Here is a 24,045-nt window from a genome sequence, read left to right as displayed (position 1 = left end):
GCTCAAGTGCCGCGGTCTCGTTCGGTGCGGTGTAGACGGGCTTGAGATCCCGGGCCACGGCCGCCCAGTCCCGCTTGGAGGTGTAGCGGAAGGAGTTGCGCAACAGGTGGACGATGCACGTCTGGACCACGGTCTGCGGCCAGATCTGGGCGACCGCGTCGGGCAGGCCCGCCAGGCCGTCGCAGATGAGGATCAGGCAGTCCTTCACGCCGCGGTTCTTGATCTCGGTCAGGACCGACTGCCAGTACTTCGCGCCCTCGCCGCCGCTGGAGGTCCACAGGCCCAGGATGTCGCGGTAGCCGTCGGCGGTGACGCCCAGGACCACGTAGACGGGCCGGTTGGCGACCTGGCCGTCGCGGACCTTGATGTTCACAGCGTCCACGAACAGGACCGGGTAGACCGCGTCGAGGGGGCGCGTGCGCCACTCGGCCATGCCCTCCAGGACCCGGTCGGTGATGGTGGAGACGGTCTCCTTGCTGGTCGTCATGCCGTAGACCTCGGCCAGGTGCGCGACGATCTCCCCGGACGTCAGGCCCTTCGCGGTCAACGAGATCACGAGGTTGTCCAGACCCTCGGTGCGGCGCGCGTGCCGGGGCACGACCTTCGGTTCGAACGTGCCGGCCCGGTCCCTGGGCACTTCGAGCGTGACCGGCCCGGCCTCGGTCATCACGGTCTTCATCCGGTAGCCGTTGCGCGCGTTGCCACCCTTGCGGGCCGAGCGGCCCGGCTCCGCGGTCGAGGCCAGGTGCTCGCCCATCTCGGCTTCCAGGGCTTCCTGGAGCAGGTGCCGGGTCAGTTGCTGCAGCAGCCCGCCCTCACCGAGCAGCTGCATCCCGCCGGCTCTGGCCTGCTCGGCCGCCAGCTCGGCGACCGACGCCACCACATCCGACCCGCCGGTGTTCTTCCTCGGACCCATGTCCAAGGCATCGGCGTCTGCGGACTCCGACGAAACCGTTCCATCAGGAACCGACCCGATCTGGTGATCCGTCAGCGAGCTCATCAGTGTCTCCCTTGATCAGGGTGTCCACCTGATTCATGACACTCCCCCACCCTCACCCCGTGGCCCCCGACCGCAACCGGAGCATCCCTTGGCCTGCGACCGAGGCCGGGAGTGGGAAGTCGGCGGGACCGACTTCCTGTGGCGCCCCTATGGGGCTCGGAGTCTTGGCCCTCGCGGCCTCGCGGACCGCTCGCTTCTCCACCCCCACCTCATCCCCTGGTGCCCGATCGCGGGCGGGGAGTGGGAAGTCGGCGGGGCCGACTTCCGGTGGGGCCCTATGGGGGTCGGCGTCCTGGCCTCATCGCTGTCCCTGCCGATCCCGTTCACCTCTCGACCCCCCCCGCCTCACCCCATGGCCCCTGCGGGCGGGGCGTAGGAGGTCGGTGGGGTGATTCTTCTCCGCCCTCAACCCTCACCCCACTCCTGGCCTGCGACCGCGGGCGGGGAGTGGGAAGTCGGCGGGGCCGACTTCCTATGGGCCTCTTCCCTGCTCTCCTGCCGCCTGGCGTCGCTGATCGGAAGTGGGAGTCGGCTGGGCCGATCTCTGATGCGGTGCGGGGACTTCGTTGTCCCGCTCGTGTGCTGCCTCCGCCGATCCCGCTCCACGTCGCCGGCCGGCCGGAGGGGGAAGTCGGCGGGGCTGACCTCTGGCGCAGGGGCCTCTCGCTGCGGACAGCTTCGACCGTCCCGCATTCACGACCGCCGAGGCTGCGTGGGGGATGAGGCGACTTCCGGCGGAGTCCGTGGCGGCGTGTGGTGTGCGGTCCTGGCAGGTGCTCGCCGCCATTGGCCGTGCGCAGGAAGTCGGCGGGGCCGACTTCTCGTGCGAGGGTGGGCGGTGCCCGCATCCCGCCGGGCACCTCTCGTCCACGAGCCGATCGTGTCCACCGGGGTCGTCCGGACTCCCGCCTTGCCAACCCCGAGCCCGCCTTGTGGCCGGCGGTCTCGGTTCCGACCGGTGGGTGCCGCGTCCCGTAGGGCGCTGCGTGCGCCTGCTCCGGCGGTACGCCTGGGGGTGGGAGTCCGGTGGGCTGGGTTCCGTTGTCGGGCTGCGCGGGGCCGCCTCGGGGTGTCGTTGCCAGGGAGGGGGGAGCACGGGGGCCCGGCTCCGCCGTTCGACCGTCGGGCTGGTCGACTCCGGTGGGCGGGGTGTGTCGCCCCGCGCCTACCCGGGTCGCCGGGAGGGGTGGGGTGGGTGGGGCGAGGGCCGCAGGTGGCCGCGGTGGGCGGGTAGGTTCGGGGTGTGACGACGAATGTTCCCGGTGCCAAGTTGATTCTGCTGACCACGACCCACCGGGTGGCCCCCGGGTTGCTGGCGTGGCCGGCGTGGGAGGCGTTGCGGGCGGCGGGGCGGGTGCTGGTGGCGGACGAGGGGCATCCGCAGGTGGCGGCGGTCCGGCAGGCCGGGGTCGCGGTGGAGGTGGTGGCGCCCGGTTCGGCGCCCGCGTTGGCGCGGTTGTTGACCGAGCAGCCCGCCGGGGCCGGGGCGACGGTATGGCTGGGCAGTCCGGACGGGGATCCGGGGCTGACGGACGCGCTCGCGCGGCTCGCGGTGGAGCGGGCCGGTGAGGTGCCGGAGATCGAGGTGCTGCCGGGTTCGTACGACCTGCCGGGGGCGCGGCTGCTGGACCTGGTGACGGTGATGGACCGGCTCCGCTCGCCGGGCGGCTGTCCGTGGGACGCCGAGCAGACGCACGAGAGCCTGGTGAAGTACCTGGTCGAGGAGGCGTACGAGCTGGTCGAGGCGATCGAGGAGGGGGACCGCGACACGCTGCGCGAGGAGCTGGGGGACGTCCTGCTCCAGGTGTTCTTCCACTCCCGGATCGCCGAGGAGCACCCGACCGGGGCCTTCTCGATCGACGACGTGGCGGGGGACATCGTCGAGAAGCTGATGTACCGGCACCCGCACGTGTTCGGGGACGTCGAGGCCGGGGGCGCCGCCGAGGTGGAGGCGAACTGGGAGCAGCTGAAGGCCGCGGAGAAGGCGGACCGCGAGTCGGTGCTGGACGGCGTGCCGGCCGGGCTGCCCTCGCTGGCGTACGCGGCGAAGCTGGTGTCGCGGGTGCGCCGGTCGGGCTTCTCCGGGGTGCCGGACGAGCCGTACGAGCTGCCGGCCGAGCTGACCGCGGAGTCGGCGGGCCGGCTGCTGCTCGCGGTGGCGCAGCGGGCGCACGACGCAGGGGTGGACGTGGACGCGGCGCTGCGCTCGGCCGCGCGCGGTTACCGGGAAGCGGTGCGCGCGGCCGAGGGCCTCAAGCCGGACGGGGAGTAGGCGCTCAGGCCGCCGTGGCGGTGCTCTCCACCGGGCGCCGCTGCGGCGGGACGAGTTCGCCGATGGCTTCGCCGACGAGGACGACGAGTTCGGCGAGGCGTTCCAGGTCGAGGTGGTCGGGCAGTTCGGCGAGGGAGACGATCCGCTCGCCGTCCGGGCCGGCGACGGCGAACAGGTCGATCGGCCCGAGGTGCTTCTCCGCGGTGTCGACGAGGGCGGCGACGTCGCTGGGGCGGCGGATGTCGCCGGAGACGCCGACGACGGGGCAGCCCGGCCGGTCGAGTTCGGCGGCGAGGTCCTCGGCGATGCCGACGTGCTGGTCGGCGATCAGCATTCCGGCGGCGCCGGCCGCGGAGAACCGGCGGGCGAGGTCGGCGCCCGACCCGCCGTCGAGTACCGCGATGACGACGACTGACCCGCTGACCCGCATGGTCTGCTCCTCCCTGTGGGCGACACCGCACCGGCGCCCACGCGTACTGCGGAGGATCGTAGGCACGACCTGACCCTCCGCAACAGGGATTACCCCTCAGGTGACCAGGCTCACGCCCGCCGTCCGGCCAAGAGCTGTCCAAGAGCTGTCCACGGACCGTCCACGGGTCGTCCACGGAGTGTTGGGGCGCCCGTCGTACGCCGTTGTCACGGGGGTCGCGAGCCGTCGGCGGAGGGGGGAGCGCACCCAGCGGATACGGTCGACCCATGCCAGCTCAGCCCGACCCCGCCCGGCCCGCAGCCACCCCGTCCGACGCCACCCCGCCCGCAGATCCCGCCCGGCCCGCAGCGACCCCGTCGGACGCCGCCGCTCCGCAGCCCGAGGCCGAGGTTCCGCAGCCCGAGGCCACCGCGCCGCAGCCCGACGCCGCCGCTCCGCAGCTGTTCACCTGGGAGTTCGCCGCCGATCCGTACCCCGCCTACGCCTGGCTGCGCGAGCACGCCCCGGTGCACCGCACCAAGCTGCCGAGCGGTGTCGAGGCCTGGCTGGTGACCAGGTACGCGGACGCCCGGCAGGCGCTCGCGGACGCCCGGCTGTCGAAGAACCCGGCGCACCACAGCGAGCAGGCGCACCGCACCGGCCGGGTGGGCATTCCGGGGGAGCGGCAGGCGGACCTGATGACGCACCTGCTGAACATCGACCCGCCGGACCACACCCGGCTGCGCCGCCTGGTGTCGAAGGCGTTCACCCCGCGCCGGGTGGCCGAGTTCGAGCCGCGGGTGCAGCAGCTCACCGACCGGCTGATCGACGGCTTCGCGCAGCGCGGCTCGGCGGACCTGATCCACGAGTTCGCCTTCCCGCTCCCCATCTACGCGATCTGCGACATGCTGGGCGTGCCAGCCGAGGACCAGGACGACTTCCGCGACTGGGCCGGGATGATGATCCGGCACGGCGGCGGCCAACGCGGCGGCGTGGGGCGGGCGGTGAAGCGGATGCGGGCGTACCTGCTGGAGCTGATCCACCGCAAGCGGGCGGACCTCGGGGACGACCTGATCTCGGGCCTGATCCGCGCGAGCGACCACGGTGAGCACCTGACCGAGAACGAGGCCGCGGCGATGGCCTTCATCCTCCTCTTCGCGGGTTTCGAGACGACCGTGAACCTGATCGGCAACGGGACGTACGCGCTGCTGCGCAACCCGGGCCAGCGCCGGCTGCTGCAGGAGTCGGTGGCGCGCGGGGAGAGCGCGCTGCTGGAGACGGGCATCGAGGAACTCCTGCGCTACGACGGGCCGGTGGAGCTGGCGACCTGGCGGTTCGCGACGCGTCCGGTGACCATCGGCGGGGTGGACATCCCGGTCGGCGATCCGGTGCTGGTGGTGCTGGCCGCCGCGGACCGCGATCCGGCCCGGTTCGCGGACGAGAACACCCTGGACCTGGCCCGGACGGACAATCCGCACCTGGGGTTCGGGCACGGCATCCACTACTGCATCGGTGCTCCGCTGGCCCGTTTGGAGGGGCGTGCCGCACTGGCCACGCTGCTTTCCCGGCTGCCCGATCTGCAGCTCGCGGAAAGCCCGGAGAATCTGCGCTGGCGGGGCGGTCTGATCATGCGTGGCCTGCGGGAACTCCCGGTCGAATTCACTCCGGAGAGCCGCTCCCCGCATACGCCGCCGCACGCTCCTTCCGCGCCCCCGGCGAACTGACGCGAGGTGGCGGAACGCCGGGCGGCGTGCTGATGGAACGTCGCCCGGCGGGCTCCCGGCGGGGTGTGAAAACCCATCAATGCCGACATAGTGGCGCCGTTGGTAGGCGATCGGACACGTGCCGTAATTTCTGTGTGATGTCCGGGATATGAGCTTGTGATCGGTCTGAAGATCTGTCTACTCTCCCTGGAGTTCGCAGCTGCGGACCTCGTGCGCGGAACGCCGAATCCTGCCCGCCGCGTCACGGGAAACCGACCAGAACCCTGGGCAGGGGCGGGGGAACCAGGTTTGTTGCCGTCCCCACGGCTTGGGGTGAAGCCGCCCGAGCGGAATCGTTTCCGCGTACGGCGGCCGGGCCACCTCCCGGTCCGAACCCGACAGCTCACCTCGCAGGCGTGCGGAGAGGGACCTCTTCATGCTGTTCGTTGGAACCGGCCGTCACCGTCGTCGCACCCAGACCGAGAAGGCCATCGCCGTCGCCGGTGTGGCCGGCGTCGGACTCGCGATGCCGCTCCTCACCGCGACCGGCGCCTCCGCCGCCCCGGTCTCCACCTGGGACGCCGTCGCCCAGTGCGAGAGCGGCGGCAACTGGAGCATCAACACCGGCAACGGCTACTACGGCGGCCTGCAGTTCACCTCCAGCACCTGGAAGGCGTACGGCGGCACCTCGTACGCGGCGCAGGCCAACCAGGCCAGCAAGGCGCAGCAGATCTCGATCGCCGAGAAGGTGCTCGCCTCGCAGGGCCCCGGCGCCTGGCCGGTCTGCTCCGTCAAGGCCGGCCTGACCAAGGGCGGTGCCCCGGCGTCCGTCGACACCTCCTCGGACTCCAAGCCGCAGTCGGCCCCGCAGCAGCAGACGCCCAAGCGGCAGGCCCAGAAGCCGGCCGAGAAGCCGGTCCAGAAGCCCGCCGAGAAGCCGGCCGCGAAGCCCGTCCAGAAGCAGGCCCCGAAGCACGCCGCCCCCGTGCAGGCCGAGAAGCCCGTCGACCAGTCGGCGCAGCAGTACGTCCCCAAGCACGCGGCCCCGCGCCCCGCGCAGCCGGCCCCGGCCGCGCAGACCGGCCACGACTACACCGTCCACGCCGGTGACACGCTGTCGACCATCGCCGCCACCCAGGGCGTGTCCGGCGGCTGGCACGCGCTGTACGAGCAGAACCGCTCCACCGTCGGCGGCGACCCGGACCTGATCCTGCCCGGCCAGGTGCTGCACCTCGGCTGAGCCGACGTGTCCCTGGCGGCACCGGCGACACGCGTGACGGGGGGTCGGTCCGGCCGGCCCCCTTCGTCCGCATTCGCCCGCTCCGGTGGGACAAGCTGGGACAAGCAGGTGAACTACCGGTGGGTAGCGGGGCCACACGCTGAGACGGGACCGAGGCCGACGTGGCCTGGAGAGCCCGGGCGGTTAGGCTCTGGTCCGTAACGACTCCGCAATCGTCCCGCCGACAGCGCCACCGTCAGTGGGACCCTGCTTCCGCAAGGAGATGCCTCGTGCCGTCCATCGATGTCGTCGTAGCCCGTGAGATCCTCGACTCCCGCGGCAACCCCACGGTCGAGGTCGAGGTCGGCCTCGACGACGGCAGCACGGGTCGTGCCGCTGTCCCGTCGGGTGCCTCGACCGGTGCCTTCGAGGCCCTGGAGCTGCGCGACGGCGACAAGAACCGCTACTTCGGCAAGGGCGTGGAGAAGGCCGTCCTCGCCGTCATCGAGCAGATCGGCCCGGAGCTGGTCGGCTACGACGCCACCGAGCAGCGCCTGATCGACCAGGCCATGCTGGACCTGGACGCCACCCCGGACAAGTCCTCGCTCGGCGCCAACGCCATCCTGGGCGTCTCGCTGGCTGTCGCGCACGCCGCCTCCGAGGCCAGCGACCTGCCGCTGTTCCGCTACCTGGGCGGCCCGAACGCGCACGTCCTGCCGGTCCCGATGATGAACATCCTCAACGGCGGCTCGCACGCGGACTCCAACGTCGACATCCAGGAGTTCATGATCGCCCCGATCGGCGCGGAGTCCTTCTCCGAGGCCGTCCGCTGGGGCGTCGAGGTCTACCACACCCTCAAGGGCGTGCTGAAGGAGCGCGGGCTGTCCACCGGCCTGGGCGACGAGGGCGGCTTCGCGCCGAACCTGGACAGCAACCGCGAGGCCCTGGACCTGATCACCGAGGCCATCCAGAAGGCCGGCTACGTGCCCGGCCGTGACGTCGCGCTGGCCCTGGACGTCGCCGCCTCCGAGTTCTACCAGGACGGCGCCTACCAGTTCGAGGGCAAGGCCCTCTCGGCTGCCGAGCTCATCGAGTACTACGCCGAGCTGGTCGCCGCCTACCCGCTGGTCTCCATCGAGGACCCGCTGGACGAGTCGGACTGGGACGGCTGGAAGGCCATGACCGTCAAGCTGGGCGACAAGGTCCAGCTGGTCGGCGACGACCTGTTCGTCACCAACCCGGCCCGCCTGAGCAAGGGCATCGAGACCGGCACCGCCAACGCGCTGCTGGTGAAGGTGAACCAGATCGGCTCGCTGACCGAGACCCTGGACGCCGTCGAGCTGGCCCAGCGCAACGGCTACCGCTGCATGATGTCGCACCGCTCCGGCGAGACCGAGGACGTCACCATCGCCGACCTGGCCGTCGCCACCAACTGCGGCCAGATCAAGACCGGTGCCCCGGCCCGCTCCGAGCGCGTCGCCAAGTACAACCAGCTGCTGCGCATCGAGGAGATCCTCGACGACGCCGCCGAGTACGCCGGCCGCGGCGCCTTCCCGCGCTTCAAGCACGAGGGCTGAGACCGCGAGGTCACGAGGGCCGAGCGCTCCCGGTAGCGCAAGCCTGACCGGTGCCCCGCCGTTCACCCCGTAGGGTGGACGGCGGGGCACCGTCGCGACCAGGAGGGGATACGGGAGATGGCAGGCTGGAGGATCCCGGGCTTGGCGGCCCGGCCTCGGTTCACGAGCCGGGCGACCGTCCTCGTCCTGGTGCTGTGCTCGCTGGTGGCGATCCTCGCCTACCCGACGCGGCAGTTCATCTCCCAGCGCGCCGAGATCTCCGCCCAGCGGGCGAAGGCCGACCAGGTGCGCCGGCAGGTCGAGCAGCTGCGCCGGGACCGGGCCCGCTGGCAGGACCCGGAGTACGTCAAGGCGCAGGCGCGCGCCCGGCTGCACTACGCGGTGCCGGGGGAGACCCCGTACATCGCGGTGGATCCGGCCGGCCAGGCCTCCGCCAAGCCCTCCTCGTCCGCCGCCGGCGCCCCCGCCGCCGGGGTGGCCGCCGGTCAGGCGACGGCCGCCAAGCCCTGGTACACCAGCATCTGGGACTCGGTCGACGCCGCCGACACCGCCGCGCCGGCCCCCGGCACCCCCCTTTCGCTCCCACCGTCCCCCGTTGGAGACACCTCCCCCCATGACCACTGAGAACCACCCCGCCGTCTCCGACGCCGACGTCGCGGCCATCGCCGCCCAGCTCGGCCGGGTGCCGCGCGGCCTGCGCGGCGTGGCCCACCGCTGCCCGTGCGGCAACCCGGACGTCGTGGAGACGGCTCCCCGCCTGCCCGACGGCACGCCGTTCCCGACGCTCTACTACCTGACCTGCCCCAAGGCCGCCTCGCTGATCGGCACCCTGGAGGCGGAAGGCGTCATGAAGGACCAGACGGCCCGGCTCGCCGAGGACCCGGAGCTGGCCGCCGCCTACCAGGAGGCGCACGAGGACTACATCGCCCGGCGCGACGCCATCGAGGTGCTGGAGGGCTTCCCGAGCGCCGGCGGCATGCCGGACCGGGTGAAGTGCCTGCACGTGCTGGTCGGCCACTCGCTGGCGGCCGGCGAGGGCGTCAACCCGCTCGGCGACGAGGCGATCGGCATGCTGGAGGATTGGTGGGCGAAGGGCCCGTGCGTCTCCCCGGCCGAGGTCCAGGCGGCCGGTGAGCGGGTCGCCCGCAACCGCGCCAAGGACCAGGACCACGACGCCGTGATCGCCGCCAAGCAGCAGAAGACCGCCGAGCGCGCCGCCAAGAAGCGTGCCGCGCAGGAGCCGGCCGAGGACGCGGCGCAGGACGCGGCGGCCCCGGGCGGGTCGGCCGGGGACACCGGCGGGCAGCAGGAGTCGCAGTGACCATGACCCGAGTCGCCGCGATCGACTGCGGCACCAACTCGATCCGGCTGCTGGTCGCCGACCTGGACCCGGAGACCGGGGAGATCACCGACCTCGACCGCCGGATGATCGTCAACCGGCTGGGCCAGGGCGTGGACCAGACCGGCCGGCTGCACCCGGACGCGCTGGCCCGCACCTTCGCGGCCTGCCGGGAGTACCAGGAGATCATCTCCGGTTTCGGGGTCGGCCCGGAGCGGGTGCGCTTCGTCGCCACCAGCGCCTCCCGGGACGCCGAGAACAGCGACGAGTACGTCAAGGGCGTGCGCGACGTCCTGGGCGTCGAGCCCGAGGTGGTGAGCGGCGAGGAGGAGGCGCGACTGTCCTTCCTGGGCGCCACCAAGGAGCTGACCGGAGGTCAGTTCCCCGCCCCCTACCTGGTGTTCGACCTCGGCGGCGGCTCGACCGAGTTCGTGCTCGGCGCGGAGGACGTGCAGGCGGCGCGCTCGGTGGACATCGGCTGCGTGCGGCTCACCGAGCGGCACTTCGGCGGCGCCGAGCTGCCCTCCGCGGAGCAGGTCGCCGAGGCCCGGGCGCACGTGCGGGCCGAGCTGGACAAGGCCGAGGAGGTCGTCCCGCTGACCGGCGCGGCCACCCTGGTGGGCCTGGCCGGGACGGTCACCACGGTGTCCGCGATCGCCCAGGGCCTGCCGGACTACGACTCCGCCGCGATCCACCACTCGCGGATCGGCCGGGAGCGGGTCGCCGAGATCGCCCGCGAGCTGCTGGCCGCGACCCACGCCGAGCGCGCGGCCATCCCGTCGATGCACCCGGGCCGGGTGGACGTGATCGCGGCCGGCGCGCTGGAGCTGCTGGAGATCATGGAGCGCACCGGCGCCGCCGAGGTGGTCGTGAGCGAGCACGACATCCTGGACGGGATCGCCTGGGGTATCGCCTCCTGACCCCCGGCAGGGCTTACCCGACCGGCCCCGGCACCCCTTTCGGAGGGCCGGGGCCGGGACGCGCCCGGGCCCGTGCGAAAAGGTTCGTGAATTTCTTCACATGACGATCGGGCCATTCGTCGCACCGGCTCGCCCGCTACGTCCGAATTGTGGGACCGAAGGCCTCCCGGTAGTGACGACCCTTGGATCGCAGGTCAGGGCTCGTTCGGGGTTTGAATATCAAAACCACGCGCGGGAACCCGAGCCCTGTACGGATCGTTGCTGCTCAGCAGGGTGGTGCTCCGGCGCATGTTCACGAGGGGGCGTGAAGGGCCGTGAGGTTGCGCGCCCGTGCCGGTTTTGTGGCCGCGCAGTGTAGCACGGGGGGTCCATGAGCTTGTGACCGGGCTCACGAAGGCTGCTCCGGACGGTGCTGGATACTTTCGGATATGAGCACCACGGAGCGTCCTCGCATCCTCATTGTCGGCGGTGGTTACGTCGGCCTGTATGCCGCGATGCGCATCCTCAAGAAGATGCGCTACGGCGAAGCGACCGTCACGGTCGTGGACCCGCGGTCGTACATGACGTACCTGCCCTTCCTCCCCGAGGCGGCCGGCGGCAACGTCGCGCCCCGCAACCTCGTCGCGCCGCTGCGCAGCGCCCTCAAGCAGGCGGAGGTGCTGACCGGGTCCGTCACCGGCATCGACCACGCCCGCAAGGTCGCCACCGTCCAGCCCGCGGCCGGCGACAGCTACGAGCTGCCCTTCGAGTACCTGGTCGTCGCGACCGGCTCGGTCTCCCGCACCTTCCCGATCCCGGGTCTGGCGGAGAACGGCATCGGCATGAAGACGGTCGAGGAGGCCATCGGCCTCCGCAACCACGTCATGGCCCAGCTCGACAAGGCCGAGTCCACCACGGACGAGGAGGTCCGCCGCAAGGCCCTGACCTTCGTCGTCATCGGCGGTGGCTTCGCCGGCATCGAGACGATCGCCGAGATCGAGGACATGGCGCGCGACGCGTCCAAGCTGTACCGGACCGTCAGCCGCGACGACATGCGCTTCGTCGTGGTCGAGGCCGCCAACCGCATCCTCCCCGAGATGGGCCCGGACCTCGGTCTGTGGACCAAGGAGAAGCTCGAAGAGCGCAACATCGAGGTCTACATCGAGACCTCGATGGACTCCTGCGTCGACGGCCACGTCATGCTGAAGAACGGCATGGAGATGGACGCCTCCACCATCGTGTGGACGGCCGGCGTGAAGCCGAACCCGGTGCTGTCCGAGTTCGGTCTGCCGCTGGGCCCGCGCGGCCACGTCGACACCGCGCCGACCCTCCAGGTCCAGGGCTTCGACTACGTCTGGGCCGCCGGCGACAACGCCCAGGTCCCGGACCTCGCCGCCGGCGAGGGCGCCTGGTGCCCGCCGAACGCGCAGCACGCCTGCCGTCAGGCCGTCGTCCTCGGCGACAACGTGATCTCCGGCATGCGCGGCTTCCCGCAGGCGGAGTACAAGCACAAGAACCTCGGTGCGGTCGCCGGTCTCGGCCTGCACAAGGGCGTCGCGATCCTCTTCGGCAAGTACAAGCTGAAGGGCCGTCCGGCCTGGTGGTTCCACCGCCTGTACCACGGCGCGATGGTGCCGACCTTCAACCGCAAGGTCCGCGTCTTCACCGACTGGACCCTCGCGATGTTCCTGAAGCGCGAGATGGTCGGCCTCTCCCAGATGGAGAAGCCGCAGCTTCCGATCCAGGAGGTCACCCCGCCCACCAAGCCCGTCGAGGCCGCCAAGCCGGCCGCCGACAAGGAACTCGCGAGCAAGTAAGCGACTGAGACCCCGGTGTGGGAGCACCGGGGTATGAGTCGGAGGCCCTCCGCCCGGCAGCGTTGCCGGACCACGACCTCCGTGGTGCTCAGCCGGCCCTGTGACCGGGCGGAGTACAGCAGTAGGAGAGCCCCTGCCGGGATCGGCAGGGGCTCTCCGCGCGTCCCGGGTCAGTCGGTCTTGATGCTCGACAGGATGTCCAGCCCGGCCGCCCGGCGGGCCGGCCAGATCGCGGCCACCAGGCCCACCACTCCGGCGAGCGCCAGGAACAGCGCCAGCTGGCCGTACGGCAGGACGGTGGTCAGCCCGGCCAGGCTGGACTTCAGGGTGCCGTTGATCGCCCAGGCGATGAAGCACCCGAGGGCCAGGCCGATGCCGGCGCCGAACAGCGAGATCACCACGGACTCCAGACGGACCATCCGCTTGATGCCCCGGCGGTCCAGGCCGATCGCCCGCAGCATCCCGATCTCGCGCTTGCGCTCGAAGACCGACATCGCCAGCGTGTTGATCACGCCCAGGATCGCGATCAGGACCGCCATGCCCAGCAGGCCGTACATCAGGTTCAGCGCGAAGGTGATGGTCTGGCTGAAGCCGTCGCGGACGTCCTGCTTGGACTTCACCTCGATCACCGGGTTGGCGCCGGTGGCGTCCTTGAGCGACTGCTTGAGCGTGTCGGTGGCGCCGTCCTTGCCCTTGACGAGGACGTCGGAGACGTACGGCTTCGGGTCGTGCTTGGCGATCTCGCTGTTGGCCAGCAGGGCCGGGCCGAGCATGCCGCCCGTCCTGTACACGCCGCCGACGGTGAGCTGCCCCTTGGTGTCGTCCGGGTAGGAGACGGTCATGGTCGAGCCGGTGGTGACGTTGAACTTCTTGGCGACGTCCTCGTCCACCAGCAGCTGGCCCTTGCCGAGCGCGGCGGCGGACCCGCTGGTCAGGTCGATGTCGACCAGCTGGTCGAAGGTCGCCGTGTCCAGACCGGAGATCGACTTGCCGGTGCCGTCGAGCTCCCAGTACGCCGTGGTCATCGGCGAGGAGGCCGCCACCCCGGGGGCCTTGGCGATCTGCGCGGGCACCTGCTCGGAGAGGTTCATGCCGTTGGCGGTCGAGACGATGTAGTCGGCCTTCATCGAGCTGGTGACGGCCCGGTCCACCACGTCCGACACCGAGGCGCCGATCACGGTGAGGCCGCTGACCAGGGTCAGGCCGATGGTGAGCGCCGCGGCCGTCGCCGCCGTCCGGCGCGGGTTGCGCACCGCGTTCTGCTGGGCCAGCTTGCCGGGCGTCCCGCCGAGGCCGCGCAGCAGCGGGCCGAGCAGGGCCACCACCGGGCGGGAGAGCAGCGGCAGCAGGACGAACACGCCGATCAGGGCCAGGAACGCGCCCAGGCCGACCGGGACCCGGCCGTCGGTGCTGCCGGTGGAGGCGCCGTAGCCGATCAGGGCCAGGCCGCCGGCGGCGAGCAGCGAGCCGATGGTGTTGCGGACCACCAGGCTCTTCTGGGAGGCCGGCTGGTCGCCGCTGCTCATCGCGGCCACCGGGGCGATCCGGGCGGCGCGCAGGGCCGGCAGCAGCGCGGACAGCACCGTCACCACGACGCCGACCACGAGGGTCACCGCGACGGTGACCGGCTTGATCACCAGGGCGCCGCTCGGCATGTTCTCGTTCAGACCGACGATCAGGGACTGCATCCCCGCGCCGATCCCGACGCCCGCGGCCAGACCGGCCAGCGCCGAGACGGTGCCGATCACCAGGGCCTCGACCAGCACCGAGCGGGTGACCTGCTTGCGGCTGGCGCCGATGGCCCGCAGCAGCGCGAGCTCCTTGGTGCGCTGGGCGACCAGCATGGTGAAGGTGTTGGCGATGATGAAGATGCCGACGAAGAGCGAGATGCCGGCGAACACCAGCAGCATCGTGCGCATGTTGTCGGTGCCCTTGGTGATCATGCTCTGCTCGTCGGCCTTGAGCTTGGCGCCGGTCTCGACGTCGAACTGGCTGCCGGACGGCACCTTGGGTTGCACCTGGGCGAGCAGCGCGTCCTCGGTGGTGCCGGGCTTGGCGGTGAGCACGACACCGCTGTAGCGGCCGGGCTCCAGCAGCAGCTGCTGGGCGGTGGCCTTGTCGAACAGGGTGAGCGTGCCGCCGGTGTTCACCACCGGGTCGTCGGTGGTGAAGACACCGGTGAGCTTCGCCTCGATCACCGGGCCGTTGGCGGCCACCCGCACCGTGTCGCCGACCTTGTAGCCCGCCTTGTCGGCGGTCTTGCGGTCGAGTGCGATCTCCTTGGCGTTCTTCGGGCCCTGGCCCTCGGCCATCGGGTAGCGCGGGTCCCGGCCGTCCTGGCCGGGGGCGAAGTTGGCGCCCTTGGCGGCCCAGAACTGGCCGATCAGGTTGCCCTTGTGGTCGGCCACGCCGGTGAAGCCGCTCACCACGCCGCGCGCGTTCGCGGTGCCCGGCAGGGCGGCCAGCTGCTGGAGGGTGGCGTCGGTGAGCGCGGCGGAGCCGCTCTCGCTCTTCTGCTTGGCGCTCGCGGCGGAGCCGGCCGCCTGGTCGACCACCTGGACCGAGACGTCCGAGTAGCTCTTGGAGTTGCTGTCCCGCATGGCCTTGCCGAAGGTGTCGGAGAAGACCATGGTGCCCGCCACGAAGGCGGTGCCGAGCATGACGGCCAGCGCCGTCATGAGCAGTCGGCCCTTGTGGGCCAGCACGTTGCGCAGTGCGGTGCGATACATGGGGTGTCCTGGGAAGGGTCGGTGGGCTGGCTGCGGGGCGGCGGGCCGTGAGGGGGTGTGCTCTAGCTGGTGCGGCCCTTGGCGTCGAAGCGGCGCATGCGGTCCAGGACGGTGTCGGCGGTGGGGTGGTGGAGTTCGTCGACGATGCGGCCGTCGGCGAGGAAGACGACGCGGTCGGCGTAGGCGGCGGCGACGGGGTCGTGGGTGACCATGACGACGGTCTGGCCGAGTTCGCGGACGGAGTTGCGCAGGAAGGAGAGGATCTCGGCGCCGGAGCGGGAGTCGAGGTTGCCGGTGGGTTCGTCGGCGAAGATGATGTCGGGCTTGCCGGCGAGGGCGCGGGCGCAGGCGACGCGTTGCTGCTGGCCGCCGGAGAGCTGGGAGGGTCGGTGGCTGAGGCGGCCGGAGAGGCCGACGGTGTCGACGACGCGGTCGAGCCAGGCCTTGTCGACCTTGCGGCCGGCGATGTCCATCGGCAGGGTGATGTTCTCCAGGGCGGTCAGGGTGGGGAGGAGGTTGAAGGCCTGGAAGATGAAGCCGATGTGGTCGCGGCGCAGTTGGGTGAGCTGCTTGTCCTTGAGGCCGACGAGTTCGGTGTCGCCGATGGTGGAGGAGCCGGAGGTGACGGTGTCGAGGCCGGCCATGCAGTGCATGAGGGTGGACTTGCCGGAGCCGGAGGGGCCCATGATGGCGGTGAACTCGCCCTGGGGGAAGGTCACGCTGACGTTGTCGAGGGCGACGACGCGGGTCTCCCCCTCCCCGTAGACCTTGTTCAGGCCGGTGGCGCGGGCGGCCGCCAGGCCGGTGCGGACGGCGGTTGCGGTCGACGTGGTCACGGGGGGCTCCTTGTGCTCGTGGGCTTGTACCTCCATGCTCCGCGACGTGATCATGGTCTGGCGTCGCTCCGCCGGACGGTTGGCCCGACCACCGCTGGGCGTACGGGAGGGGCGGCCCGTCCTCCTGCGGTATGACGGGAACCCTGAGGGAGGGTCGACGTCCGGCTCGTGGCCGGAACCGCTATCCTTCGTGGCCGAATTCCGAACAGTTCGTCAGATGGCAAGGAAACATGACAACTTCCGGGGCTGGGAACATGCGAAAGGGTGAGCCGGGCGACTAGGCTCAGGGGTGGTTTCGCAGGACGCCCGGATGGTGGAACGCAGACACGGGCAGCTTAAAACTGCTTGGCCGCGAGGCCGTGCCGGTTCGAGTCCGGCTCCGGGCACAGGTCGGTCGACCCGGCGGAGGCGCCGACGGCGCCCCCGCCGGGCGTCGTTCACCGGATCCTCCTCGCGGCGTATCCCGGAATTTTTGCCAAGCCATTACCCTTGTGCGTGGGCGGTGCAGTGCCGCCACGGAGGGAATGAGCAATGAGAAGCAGCAACCCGGTCTTCTCGCGGGAGGGATCCTTCACCCGCGACTCCGGTTACGCGGGGTTCGGAACGAGTGCGCAGGCCGGGAGCCCGTACGGCCACAACCCGTACGCGGGCACCCAGTACGCCCAGCAGCCGTCGGCGCAGGGACCGCTGACGGACGAGCAGCTCTTCGAGATGTACAACGGGCCGTCCGCCGGCCCCGGGGCCACCGGGCGGATGACGCTCGACGACGTGCTGGCCCGCACGGCCATGACGCTGCTGACCGTGGTCGCCGCCGGTGCGGTGTCCTGGTTCACGCTGCCGTTCAAGAACTTCGGCTTCGCCGTCGGCGCCTCGCTGGTCGCCATGATCGTCGGCCTGGTCGTCCAGTTCCGACAGAAGATCAGCCCGCCGCTGGTCCTGGCCTACGCGGCGTTCCAGGGCTTCGCTCTGGGCGCGGTCACCCACGTCCTCAACACCATCTGGCCGGGCATCGCCATCCAGGCGGTGCTGGGCACGGCGGCGGTCTTCGGGGCGACGCTCTACGTCTACAAGAGCGGTCGGCTCCGGGTGAGCCCGAAGTACACCCGCATCGGCATCGCGATCGGCCTGGGCTTCTCGGGCCTGCTGCTGATCAACTGCATCGCGTGGGCCTTCGGCGGCGGTCTCAACACCTGGTCCGGCCCGCTGGGCGTCGGCATCGGCCTGATCGGCGTCGCCCTCGGCGCGTTCTACCTGACGCTGGACTTCGCCGAGATCGAGCAGGCCATCGCCGGGGGTGCCCGGCAGGAGGAGTCCTGGCGGGCCGCCTTCGGGCTCACCTTCTCGCTGGTCTGGATCTACTTCGAGATGCTGCGCCTGATCGCCAGCCTCCGCGGCGACGACTGACACCGTCGGTCGCCGTGAACCACTGCCGCCGGGCCCCGGAGCCACCCGCTCCGGGGCCCGGCGGCTTTTCGCCTAGGCTCGCTGCCATGCATGACGTACAGCTCCTGGACGTACGGCCCCTGGTCGAAGCCGTCGAGTCCCTGGCGGATCGTTTCCGCTCGCTGCCGCAGAGCAAGCTGCTGGGCGCCGTGCCCGGGCACGCCTCGCGGGCGGCGGCCGCGCTGGACCTCGCCCGGCGGCTGGCCGCGCTGGCGCTGGCGGCGGAGGGCGGGCCCGAGCGGGACTTCCCGGACGCCGGGGCCTTCGCGGTGGGGGACCAACTGGCCGTCGCCGGGCACGACCTGGCGGCCGCGCTCGCGGCGCTGCCCGAGGACGCGCGGGTGACGCTGCCGGAGGGGCCCGCCGCGGTGGGCCAGGTGCTGGCCGGGGCGGTGGCGGCGGTGCGCGGCACGGCGGCGCTCTGCGCCTGAGGCCGGGTGCGGCCGGACACGCCGAAGGCCGGCCGGGTCGGTAACCCCTTGACCCGGCCGGCCTTCGGCGTGCAGCTCGTCGAGCCCGTGGGCGGGCGCGCGGAGTCCGGCCCGTGAGCGGGCGTCAGATGCTGGCGACCACCCGGTCGGCGAGCACGTAGACGGCCTCCTCGTCGGTGGAGAAGGTCAGCGAGTACGAGCCGGAGAAGCGCGAGCCGCCGAGCAGTCGGACGTGCTCCCCGGCACGGACCGCGTCGATCAGCCGGTACGCGGCCTCCCGGTCGCCCGGGGCCACGCAGAGCGTGGTGCCGTCGGCGAAGGCGTACACGTCCAGGGTGCCCAGCGGGCCCGGGCGGACGTCGATCAGTGCGACGGCCTCCTCGGCGAGGGTGGCCAGCCGGGTGTCCGTCCACTCGCGGGACGGCGCCTGGCTCGGCACGAAGTCGGGGTGCGAGGGGTGGCGGCGCGGGTCGGGCGCGGCGACCGGCGCCTCCTCGACGGCCTGGTCGGCGTCCAGCAGCCCGGCCTCCAGGCCGGTGGCCAGCAGGTCGGCCTCGCGGCGGGCCCGGGCGTCCTTCGCGGTCTCGCCCACCGGGTGGCCGGGGCGCAGCGGCGCGCCGCCGTCGGTGCCGGGCTCGGCCGGGCCGGTGCCGGTGCCGCCGTCGTTGATCAGGTCCTCCAGCGCGGAGCGCAGCGCCTCGCCGAACTCCGGGTCCATCGTCCCGGCGTTGTCGGCGGCGTCCTGCGGGCCGGTGGGGCGGGGGAAGAAGAGCGGCCACTCGTCGGTGCCGGAGAACACGCCGTTGAAGGGGGAGTCGAACAGCGGCGCGTCCTCGGCCGCGCGGGCCTCCTGCTCGGCCCAGAACGCTCGGGCCTCGGTGATCTCCCGCTCGCGGTCGGCGGCGAGCGCCTCGGTGACGGCCCGGCGTATCGCGGCCTCGTCCACCGGTGCGGGCACGGCCGGGGCGGCGGCCTGAGCGTCCAGTCGGCGGGAGATTCCGCGGAGACGGAGCAGCACGGCGGTCGACACGGTGATCAGGATCAGCAGCAGGATGGTGTAGACGGCGCTCACGGAACGTACTCCTAGCGAGGAGCGGAACGGGGTTACGTGTCCACACTGCCGCATCCGGGGGTGTTACCGCAGTGGCGAATGTCTAATTCGTCCCGGACTTTCGCTCTTGTCCCCAAATTGTTAGGTAACACCGTTCTACGCAGTGCAGTTGATCCGCTCCGCAGTGTCGATTTCCGAGCCGAAAACGAACGGAAAGAGGGCCGGATCGACCTCGCGGTGTGATCCGGCCCTCAATTACGCACTGTCACTCCAAATGGGTGGTCCAGACCCTTCGGAGCGTACGGGGGAGGGTCAGCTGAGGCGCTCGATGACCATCGCCATGCCCTGGCCGCCGCCGACGCACATGGTCTCCAGACCGAACTGCTTGTCGTGCCACTGCAGGGAGTTGATCAGCGTGGTGGTGATCCGGGCGCCGGTCATGCCGAAGGGGTGGCCGACCGCGATGGCGCCGCCGTTGACGTTCAGCCTGTCCAGGTCCACGCCGAGGTCGCGGTAGGACGGGATCACCTGGGCCGCGAAGGCCTCGTTCATCTCGACCAGGTCGATGTCGCCGATGCTCAGGCCGGCCCGCTTGAGCGCCTGCTTGGAGGCCTCGACCGGGCCGTAGCCCATGATCTCGGGCGAGAGTGCGCTGACGCCGGTGGAGACCACCCGGGCGAGCGGGGTGATGCCGAGCTCGCGGGCCTTGGTGTCGGACATGATGACCAGCGCGGCCGCACCGTCGTTCAGCGGGCAGCAGTTACCGGCGGTCACGGTGCCGTCGGGGCGGAACACCGGCTTCAGGCCCGAGACGCCCTCCACGGTGACGCCGGCGCGCGGGCCGTCGTCCGTGCTGACCACGGTGCCGTCCGGGAGCGTCACCGGGGTGATCTCGCGCTGCCAGAAGCCGGCCTTGATGGCAGCCTCGGCGAGGTTCTGCGAGCGGACGCCGAACTCGTCCTGCTCGGCGCGGGTGATGCCCTTGAGCGCGGCGAGGTTCTCGGCGGTCTGACCCATCGCGATGTAGGCGTCCGGCACCAGCCCGTCCGCGCGCGGGTCGTGCCACTCGCCGCCGCCTTCTGCAGCCCGCTTGGCGGTGCGGGCCTGCGCCTCGTCGAAGAGCGGGTTCATGGTGCCCGGCATGCCGTCCGAGGTGCCGTGGATGCTGCGCGAGACGGTCTCCACACCGGCCGAGATGAAGACGTCGCCCTCGCCGGCCTTGATCGCGTGGAGCGCCATCCGGGTCGTCTGCAGCGAGGAGGAGCAGTAGCGGGTGATGGTGGCGCCGGGCAGGTAGTCCATGCCCATCTGGACGGCCACGATGCGGGCCAGGTTGTGGCCCTGCTCGCCGCCGGGCAGGCCGCAGCCCAGCATCAGGTCGTCGATCTCGCGCGGGTCGAGCTGCGGCACCTTGGCCAGCGCGGCCTGGATGATGTGCGCGGTCAGGTCGTCCGGGCGGACGTCCTTCAGGGAGCCCTTGAACGCCCGGCCGATCGGCGAACGGGCGGCGCTGACGATGACGGCTTCGGGCATGACGGGCTCCTCGCTGGGTGACTGCGGACCTGACGTCCGGGAGGAAAGTTACCGCCTGGTAGATCAGGCGTCACCCGCCCCAGCGTGTGAGCTGGCCGACGTATTCCCGGGGCCCGGCGGGTCGTCCTGGACGGGGTGCAGGTGAGCCGCCACGCCCGACCCGGGCAGGCCGATCCGCAGGCGCCGGCGCAGCAGCGCCCAGCGGTGGCCCGCGCCCTCCGTCTCGACGGCCGCCACCTCGGTGCCTGCCCGCCCGGCCGCCGCGGCGGCGGCCACCGCGACCGGCAGCACCGTCTCGCCCGGCACCGGCGCGGTCGGGCGCTCCTCCTCCGGCCACAGGCCGAGCACGGCGCAGACCGAGGGCAGCAGGGTCATCGCGGCCGTCGCGTACCCCTGGGCCGAGGGGTGGTAGCGGTCGGCGGCGAACATCTCCGGGCGGGCGGCGAACTCCGGGCCCAGCAGCGAGCCCAGCGAGACCGTCCGGCCGCCCGCCTCGACCACCGCGATGGTCTGTGCGGCGGCCAGCTGCCGGCTCAGCCGTCGGGCCACCCAGCGCAGCGGCGGGCGCACCGGCTTGATCGTGCCGAGGTCCGGGCAGGTCCCGACGACCACCTCGCAGCCGTTGGCGCGCAGTGCGGCGACGGCCTCGCCGAGCTGGCGGACGGCGAGCTGGGCCGGACTGTGCCGGGTCACGTCGTTGGCGCCGACCATGATCACCGCGACGTCCGGGTGGTGCTGCAGCACCTGCTCCAGCTGGCCGGAGAGGTCGGCCGAGCGGCCGCCGGAGCGGGCCGCGTTGACCAGCCGGACCGGGCGTTCGGCCACCGAGGCCAGCCCGGCGGCGAGCAGGGCGCCCGGGGTCTCCCGGCCCCGTGCCACCCCGAGGCCGGCGCCGGTGGAGTCGCCGAGGACGGCCAGCACGAGCGGCGGCTGCGGGGCGGCGGAGCGGTCGGCGAAGGCCTCGCCGTAGACGCCGTCGGCCTTGGGCGGGAGGGTCCCCAGGACGCCGATGGCCTGGATGGCGAGCTTGCTCTCGGTCAGCAGCAGGCCGACCATGCCGACCCCGAGCAGTCCGAGCCCGCCGCCGCCGTACGCCGCCGCGGTGGCGATCCGCCGGGCCACCCGGGCCCGCGAGTCGTGTGCGCCTGGCATCCGGACCCCCTTCACGTCCTCGTGCCGCCCCCAGCGGGGTCGTACACCCCTCCTACCCGCGCCGGGGGCGGGAGTACCGGTGCGGGTGGGCCATTGGGGGAGGCGCCGGCGCCGCGGCCGCGGGAGCGCCGGGCGGGGCGGGCCGTCGGGGAGGGGCGGCGGGTCGTCGCGCGGGGCTGCCGGGGCGGGCCCCGGAGGACGTGGACGAGAGGGGGCGCTGGGGCGCGTGCCACGCCCTAGGCTTTGCAGTACCGAAAGCACTCGCATGCCCATAGACCGGGAGGACCCCCGTGCGGTACCACAACTCGATCATCGACCTGGTCGGCAACACGCCGCTGGTCAAGCTGAACAAGGTCACCGAGGGCATCAGCGCGACAGTGCTGGCGAAGGTCGAGTACTTCAACCCCGGTGGCTCCGTGAAGGACCGCATCGCGATGCGCATGATCGAGGCCGCCGAGGCCTCGGGCGCCCTCAAGCCGGGCGGCACCATCGTCGAGCCGACCTCCGGCAACACCGGTGTCGGTCTGGCGATCGTGGCCCAGCAGAAGGGCTACAAGTGCATCTTCGTCTGCCCGGACAAGGTCTCGACCGACAAGATCAACACCCTCCGTGCGTACGGCGCCGAGGTGGTCGTCTGTCCGACCGCCGTCGCCCCTGAGCACCCGGACTCCTACTACAACGTCTCCGACCGCCTGGTCCGGGAGACCCCGAACGCCTGGAAGCCGGACCAGTACTCCAACCCGGACAACCCGGCCTCGCACTACTACTCCACCGGCCCGGAGCTGTGGGAGCAGACCGACGGGAAGATCACCCACTTCGTGGCGGGCGTCGGCACCGGCGGCACCATCTCCGGCACCGGCAACTACCTGAAGGAGGCGTCGGGCGGCAAGGTCAAGGTGATCGGCGCCGACCCGGAGGGCTCGGTCTACTCGGGCGGCACCGGCCGGCCGTACCTGGTCGAGGGCGTCGGTGAGGACTTCTGGCCGACCGCCTACGACCGCAACGTCGCGGACGAGATCGTCGCCGTCTCCGACAAGGACTCGTTCCAGATGACCCGCCGCCTGGCCAAGGAGGAGGGCCTGCTGGTCGGCGGCTCCTGCGGCATGGCCGTGGTGGCCGCGCTGGAGGTCGCCCGCAAGCTCGGGCCGGACGACGTCGTGGTGGTGCTGCTGCCGGACGGCGGCCGCGGCTACCTGTCGAAGATCTTCAACGACGACTGGATGGCCGACTACGGCTTCCTGCCCTCGTCCACCGACGAGGCGCACATCGGCGAGGTGCTGGCCCGCAAGGAGTCCATCGAGCAGGGCGGCGTCCCGCAGTTCGTCCACATGCACCCCAACGAGACGGTCGCCGAGGCGGTCCGGGTGCTGCGCGAGTACGGCGTCTCGCAGATGCCGGTGGTCTCCCCCGGTGCCGGGCACCCGGACATCATGGCCGGCGAGGTGATCGGCTCGGTGGTGGAGAAGCTGCTGCTGGAGGGCATCTTCGCCAAGGAGATCGAGCTGACCGACACGCTGGACAAGGTGATGTCCAAGCCGCTGCCGGTGGTCGGCTCGGGCGAGACCGTCACCAACCTGATGACCGTGCTGGAGAAGGCCGACGCGGCCGTCGTGCTGGTCGAGGGCAAGCCGCAGGGCATCGTCAGCCGCCAGGACCTGCTGGGCTTCCTGACCGGCCGCGCCGCGCACTGACGCGCGGTCACCACCGAGCGCCCGTGGGCGGATCCGGAGGATTCGTCCACGGGCGAAGTGGTACACCGGCGTCATCTGCCCGCATCACGGGGTTAACAACGGTCCGGCATCGTTGTGGTCAACGGCACGACGCCGAACGAGGCGACGGCAAGCGTCCGGGAGCGGCTCCCCGGCGACCGCGGTCGACTCCGGACACAACGGACGGTCCTGACCCGACCGCTGTGTCCTACCTCCGCGGGAGGCGCCGTCGTCCCGCCCCTGCCCGGCTCCGGCCGGTCGACAGGGTGTGGCGGCTTCCGCGGCCGCACCGCGCCGTACGGCGCGTCCCCGCGGCTCCCGGGTGGGGGAGCCGAGGGGGGAGACGGTGGGGCCGGTCCTTCTTCGAGGGGCCGGCCCCGCCGCCTGTCCGGGCCCGGTCCGCCGTCGCGGCCGTGCGCGGTGCGCCGGGCGGCACGTCGTTCCCGTACGCTCGCACGCATGACCAGCACTGAAACGACCGACCAGGACGCCCCGCGCTACGTCCGGGTCAAGATCGAGCTCATCGCGGAGATCACCGACGAGGGCGCGCTGAAGGCGGCGGCCCTGCAGGCGGTGACCGAGGACGAGTACCTCGACGACGAGGAGCGCGCCCAGTCCGTCGAGGCCATCGAGGTGGACCCGTCGGGTTCGCTCGCCCACTTCATCGACCCCGTCGCGCTGCTCGGCGACGTCCCCGGGGTGGAGCTCGCCTCGGCGACCTGGGAGTCGGCGCAGACCGAGTTCGACCCGGACAGCGAGGAGTGGGACGAGTACGCGGTGGAGGAGTCCGCCGAGTAGTGGCGGTGCGCCGTCACGCGCTCGGAAACGCCCGGTCTGCCACGGCAGGCCGGGCGTTTTGTCCTTGTTCGATGGCAAGTTTGGTCATCTCATACGATCGCTTACCCTTCGATGGTGGAACCGTGAAC

General features: G+C 71.9%; 18 protein-coding genes, 1 tRNA gene, 1 pseudogene and 1 riboswitch. Of the genes and pseudogenes, 13 read left to right on the top strand and 7 right to left on the bottom strand.

Annotation, left to right across the window (positions count from 1 at the left end):
* The coding region (locus ACIRST_RS39810; protein WP_402809156.1) for an IS256 family transposase at nt 1-916 on the bottom strand (916 nt) is incomplete at its 3' end.
* Nucleotides 917-2,243: 1,327 nt separating this feature from the next.
* On the opposite strand from ACIRST_RS39810, the gene ACIRST_RS39805 reads away from it, so the two are divergent.
* On the top strand, nt 2,244-3,272 hold the full coding sequence (locus ACIRST_RS39805) for a MazG family protein (RefSeq protein ID WP_402809153.1): 1,029 nt from the start codon (nt 2,244-2,246) through the stop codon (nt 3,270-3,272).
* Between the two features lie 4 nt (nt 3,273-3,276).
* Here the strand turns inward: ACIRST_RS39805 and ACIRST_RS39800 are convergent, their stop codons facing one another.
* Complete coding sequence (locus tag ACIRST_RS39800) at nt 3,277-3,702, bottom strand: SDR family NAD(P)-dependent oxidoreductase (RefSeq protein WP_350526155.1); 426 nt, start codon at nt 3,700-3,702, stop codon at nt 3,277-3,279.
* 266 nt (nt 3,703-3,968) lie between these two features.
* On the opposite strand from ACIRST_RS39800, the gene ACIRST_RS39795 reads away from it, so the two are divergent.
* The 7 genes and pseudogenes from ACIRST_RS39795 to ACIRST_RS39765 all read left to right on the top strand — a co-directional run bounded on the left by ACIRST_RS39795 (nt 3,969) and on the right by ACIRST_RS39765 (nt 12,235).
* Nucleotides 3,969-5,405 carry a cytochrome P450 gene (locus tag ACIRST_RS39795; protein WP_402809150.1) on the top strand — a complete coding sequence of 479 codons (1,437 nt, stop codon included), beginning with the start codon at nt 3,969-3,971 and terminating at the stop codon, nt 5,403-5,405.
* 243 nt (nt 5,406-5,648) lie between these two features.
* Nucleotides 5,649-5,815: riboswitch (cyclic di-AMP (ydaO/yuaA leader) on the top strand.
* Nucleotides 5,816-5,820: 5 nt separating this feature from the next.
* A complete protein-coding gene (locus ACIRST_RS39790) occupies nt 5,821-6,624 on the top strand; it encodes a transglycosylase family protein (protein ID WP_350526157.1) in 804 nt (267 codons plus the stop codon).
* A gap of 269 nt (nt 6,625-6,893) precedes the next feature.
* Nucleotides 6,894-8,180, top strand: a complete 1,287-nt coding sequence (gene eno / locus ACIRST_RS39785; RefSeq protein WP_402809146.1) for a phosphopyruvate hydratase — start codon at nt 6,894-6,896, stop codon at nt 8,178-8,180.
* A gap of 141 nt (nt 8,181-8,321) precedes the next feature.
* The gene (locus ACIRST_RS39780) at nt 8,322-8,804 is read left to right on the top strand and encodes a septum formation initiator family protein (protein WP_350526159.1); all 483 of its coding nucleotides are present in this window, start codon (nt 8,322-8,324) and stop codon (nt 8,802-8,804) included.
* Nucleotides 8,776-9,297 (top strand): annotated as a pseudogene (locus tag ACIRST_RS39775) (DUF501 domain-containing protein); the annotation flags it as partial. The gene ACIRST_RS39780 and the pseudogene ACIRST_RS39775, both read left to right, overlap by 29 nt.
* A gap of 206 nt (nt 9,298-9,503) precedes the next feature.
* The gene (locus ACIRST_RS39770) at nt 9,504-10,439 is read left to right on the top strand and encodes a Ppx/GppA phosphatase family protein (RefSeq protein ID WP_350526165.1); all 936 of its coding nucleotides are present in this window, start codon (nt 9,504-9,506) and stop codon (nt 10,437-10,439) included.
* Nucleotides 10,440-10,867: 428 nt separating this feature from the next.
* A complete protein-coding gene (locus ACIRST_RS39765; RefSeq protein WP_350526160.1) occupies nt 10,868-12,235 on the top strand; it encodes an NAD(P)/FAD-dependent oxidoreductase in 1,368 nt (455 codons plus the stop codon).
* A gap of 170 nt (nt 12,236-12,405) precedes the next feature.
* Here the strand turns inward: ACIRST_RS39765 and ACIRST_RS39760 are convergent, their stop codons facing one another.
* Together ACIRST_RS39760 and ACIRST_RS39755 are read right to left on the bottom strand one after the other, a co-directional pair.
* Complete coding sequence (locus ACIRST_RS39760; RefSeq protein WP_350526161.1) at nt 12,406-14,964, bottom strand: FtsX-like permease family protein; 2,559 nt, start codon at nt 14,962-14,964, stop codon at nt 12,406-12,408.
* A gap of 62 nt (nt 14,965-15,026) precedes the next feature.
* Nucleotides 15,027-15,836, bottom strand: coding sequence for an ABC transporter ATP-binding protein (locus tag ACIRST_RS39755; RefSeq protein WP_402809141.1), 810 nt, complete (start codon nt 15,834-15,836; stop codon nt 15,027-15,029).
* 268 nt (nt 15,837-16,104) lie between these two features.
* Here ACIRST_RS39755 and ACIRST_RS39750 point away from each other — a divergent pair.
* The 3 genes from ACIRST_RS39750 to ACIRST_RS39740 all read left to right on the top strand — a co-directional run bounded on the left by ACIRST_RS39750 (nt 16,105) and on the right by ACIRST_RS39740 (nt 17,674).
* A tRNA-Leu gene (locus ACIRST_RS39750) sits at nt 16,105-16,186 on the top strand.
* Nucleotides 16,187-16,331: 145 nt separating this feature from the next.
* A complete protein-coding gene (locus ACIRST_RS39745; RefSeq protein ID WP_396544716.1) occupies nt 16,332-17,204 on the top strand; it encodes a Bax inhibitor-1/YccA family protein in 873 nt (290 codons plus the stop codon).
* 86 nt (nt 17,205-17,290) lie between these two features.
* On the top strand, nt 17,291-17,674 hold the full coding sequence (locus ACIRST_RS39740) for a hypothetical protein (protein ID WP_402809138.1): 384 nt from the start codon (nt 17,291-17,293) through the stop codon (nt 17,672-17,674).
* Nucleotides 17,675-17,798: 124 nt separating this feature from the next.
* On the opposite strand, the gene ACIRST_RS39735 is transcribed toward ACIRST_RS39740, so the two are convergent.
* The 3 genes from ACIRST_RS39735 to ACIRST_RS39725 all read right to left on the bottom strand — a co-directional run bounded on the left by ACIRST_RS39735 (nt 17,799) and on the right by ACIRST_RS39725 (nt 21,410).
* Nucleotides 17,799-18,746: a hypothetical protein gene (locus tag ACIRST_RS39735; RefSeq protein WP_350522241.1), complete on the bottom strand. Its 948-nt coding sequence runs from the start codon at nt 18,744-18,746 to the stop codon at nt 17,799-17,801.
* Nucleotides 18,747-19,037: 291 nt separating this feature from the next.
* A complete protein-coding gene (locus tag ACIRST_RS39730) occupies nt 19,038-20,258 on the bottom strand; it encodes an acetyl-CoA C-acetyltransferase (protein WP_350522240.1) in 1,221 nt (406 codons plus the stop codon).
* 63 nt (nt 20,259-20,321) lie between these two features.
* Nucleotides 20,322-21,410: an SGNH/GDSL hydrolase family protein gene (locus ACIRST_RS39725; protein ID WP_350522239.1), complete on the bottom strand. Its 1,089-nt coding sequence runs from the start codon at nt 21,408-21,410 to the stop codon at nt 20,322-20,324.
* A gap of 290 nt (nt 21,411-21,700) precedes the next feature.
* Between ACIRST_RS39725 and ACIRST_RS39720 the strand changes: the two genes are divergently transcribed.
* Both ACIRST_RS39720 and ACIRST_RS39715 read left to right on the top strand, forming a co-directional pair.
* Nucleotides 21,701-23,101, top strand: coding sequence for a cystathionine beta-synthase (locus ACIRST_RS39720; RefSeq protein ID WP_350522238.1), 1,401 nt, complete (start codon nt 21,701-21,703; stop codon nt 23,099-23,101).
* Nucleotides 23,102-23,578: 477 nt separating this feature from the next.
* Complete coding sequence (locus tag ACIRST_RS39715) at nt 23,579-23,917, top strand: hypothetical protein (RefSeq protein ID WP_350522237.1); 339 nt, start codon at nt 23,579-23,581, stop codon at nt 23,915-23,917.
* Nucleotides 23,918-24,045: the final 128 nt, after the last annotated feature.

This window comes from Kitasatospora sp. NPDC101447 (genome assembly GCF_044767225.1).
Lineage (GTDB): Bacteria > Actinomycetota > Actinomycetes > Streptomycetales > Streptomycetaceae > Kitasatospora.
The sequence above is the reverse complement of the archived record's forward strand: the minus strand, read 5'-3'. Positions and strand labels throughout refer to the sequence as shown.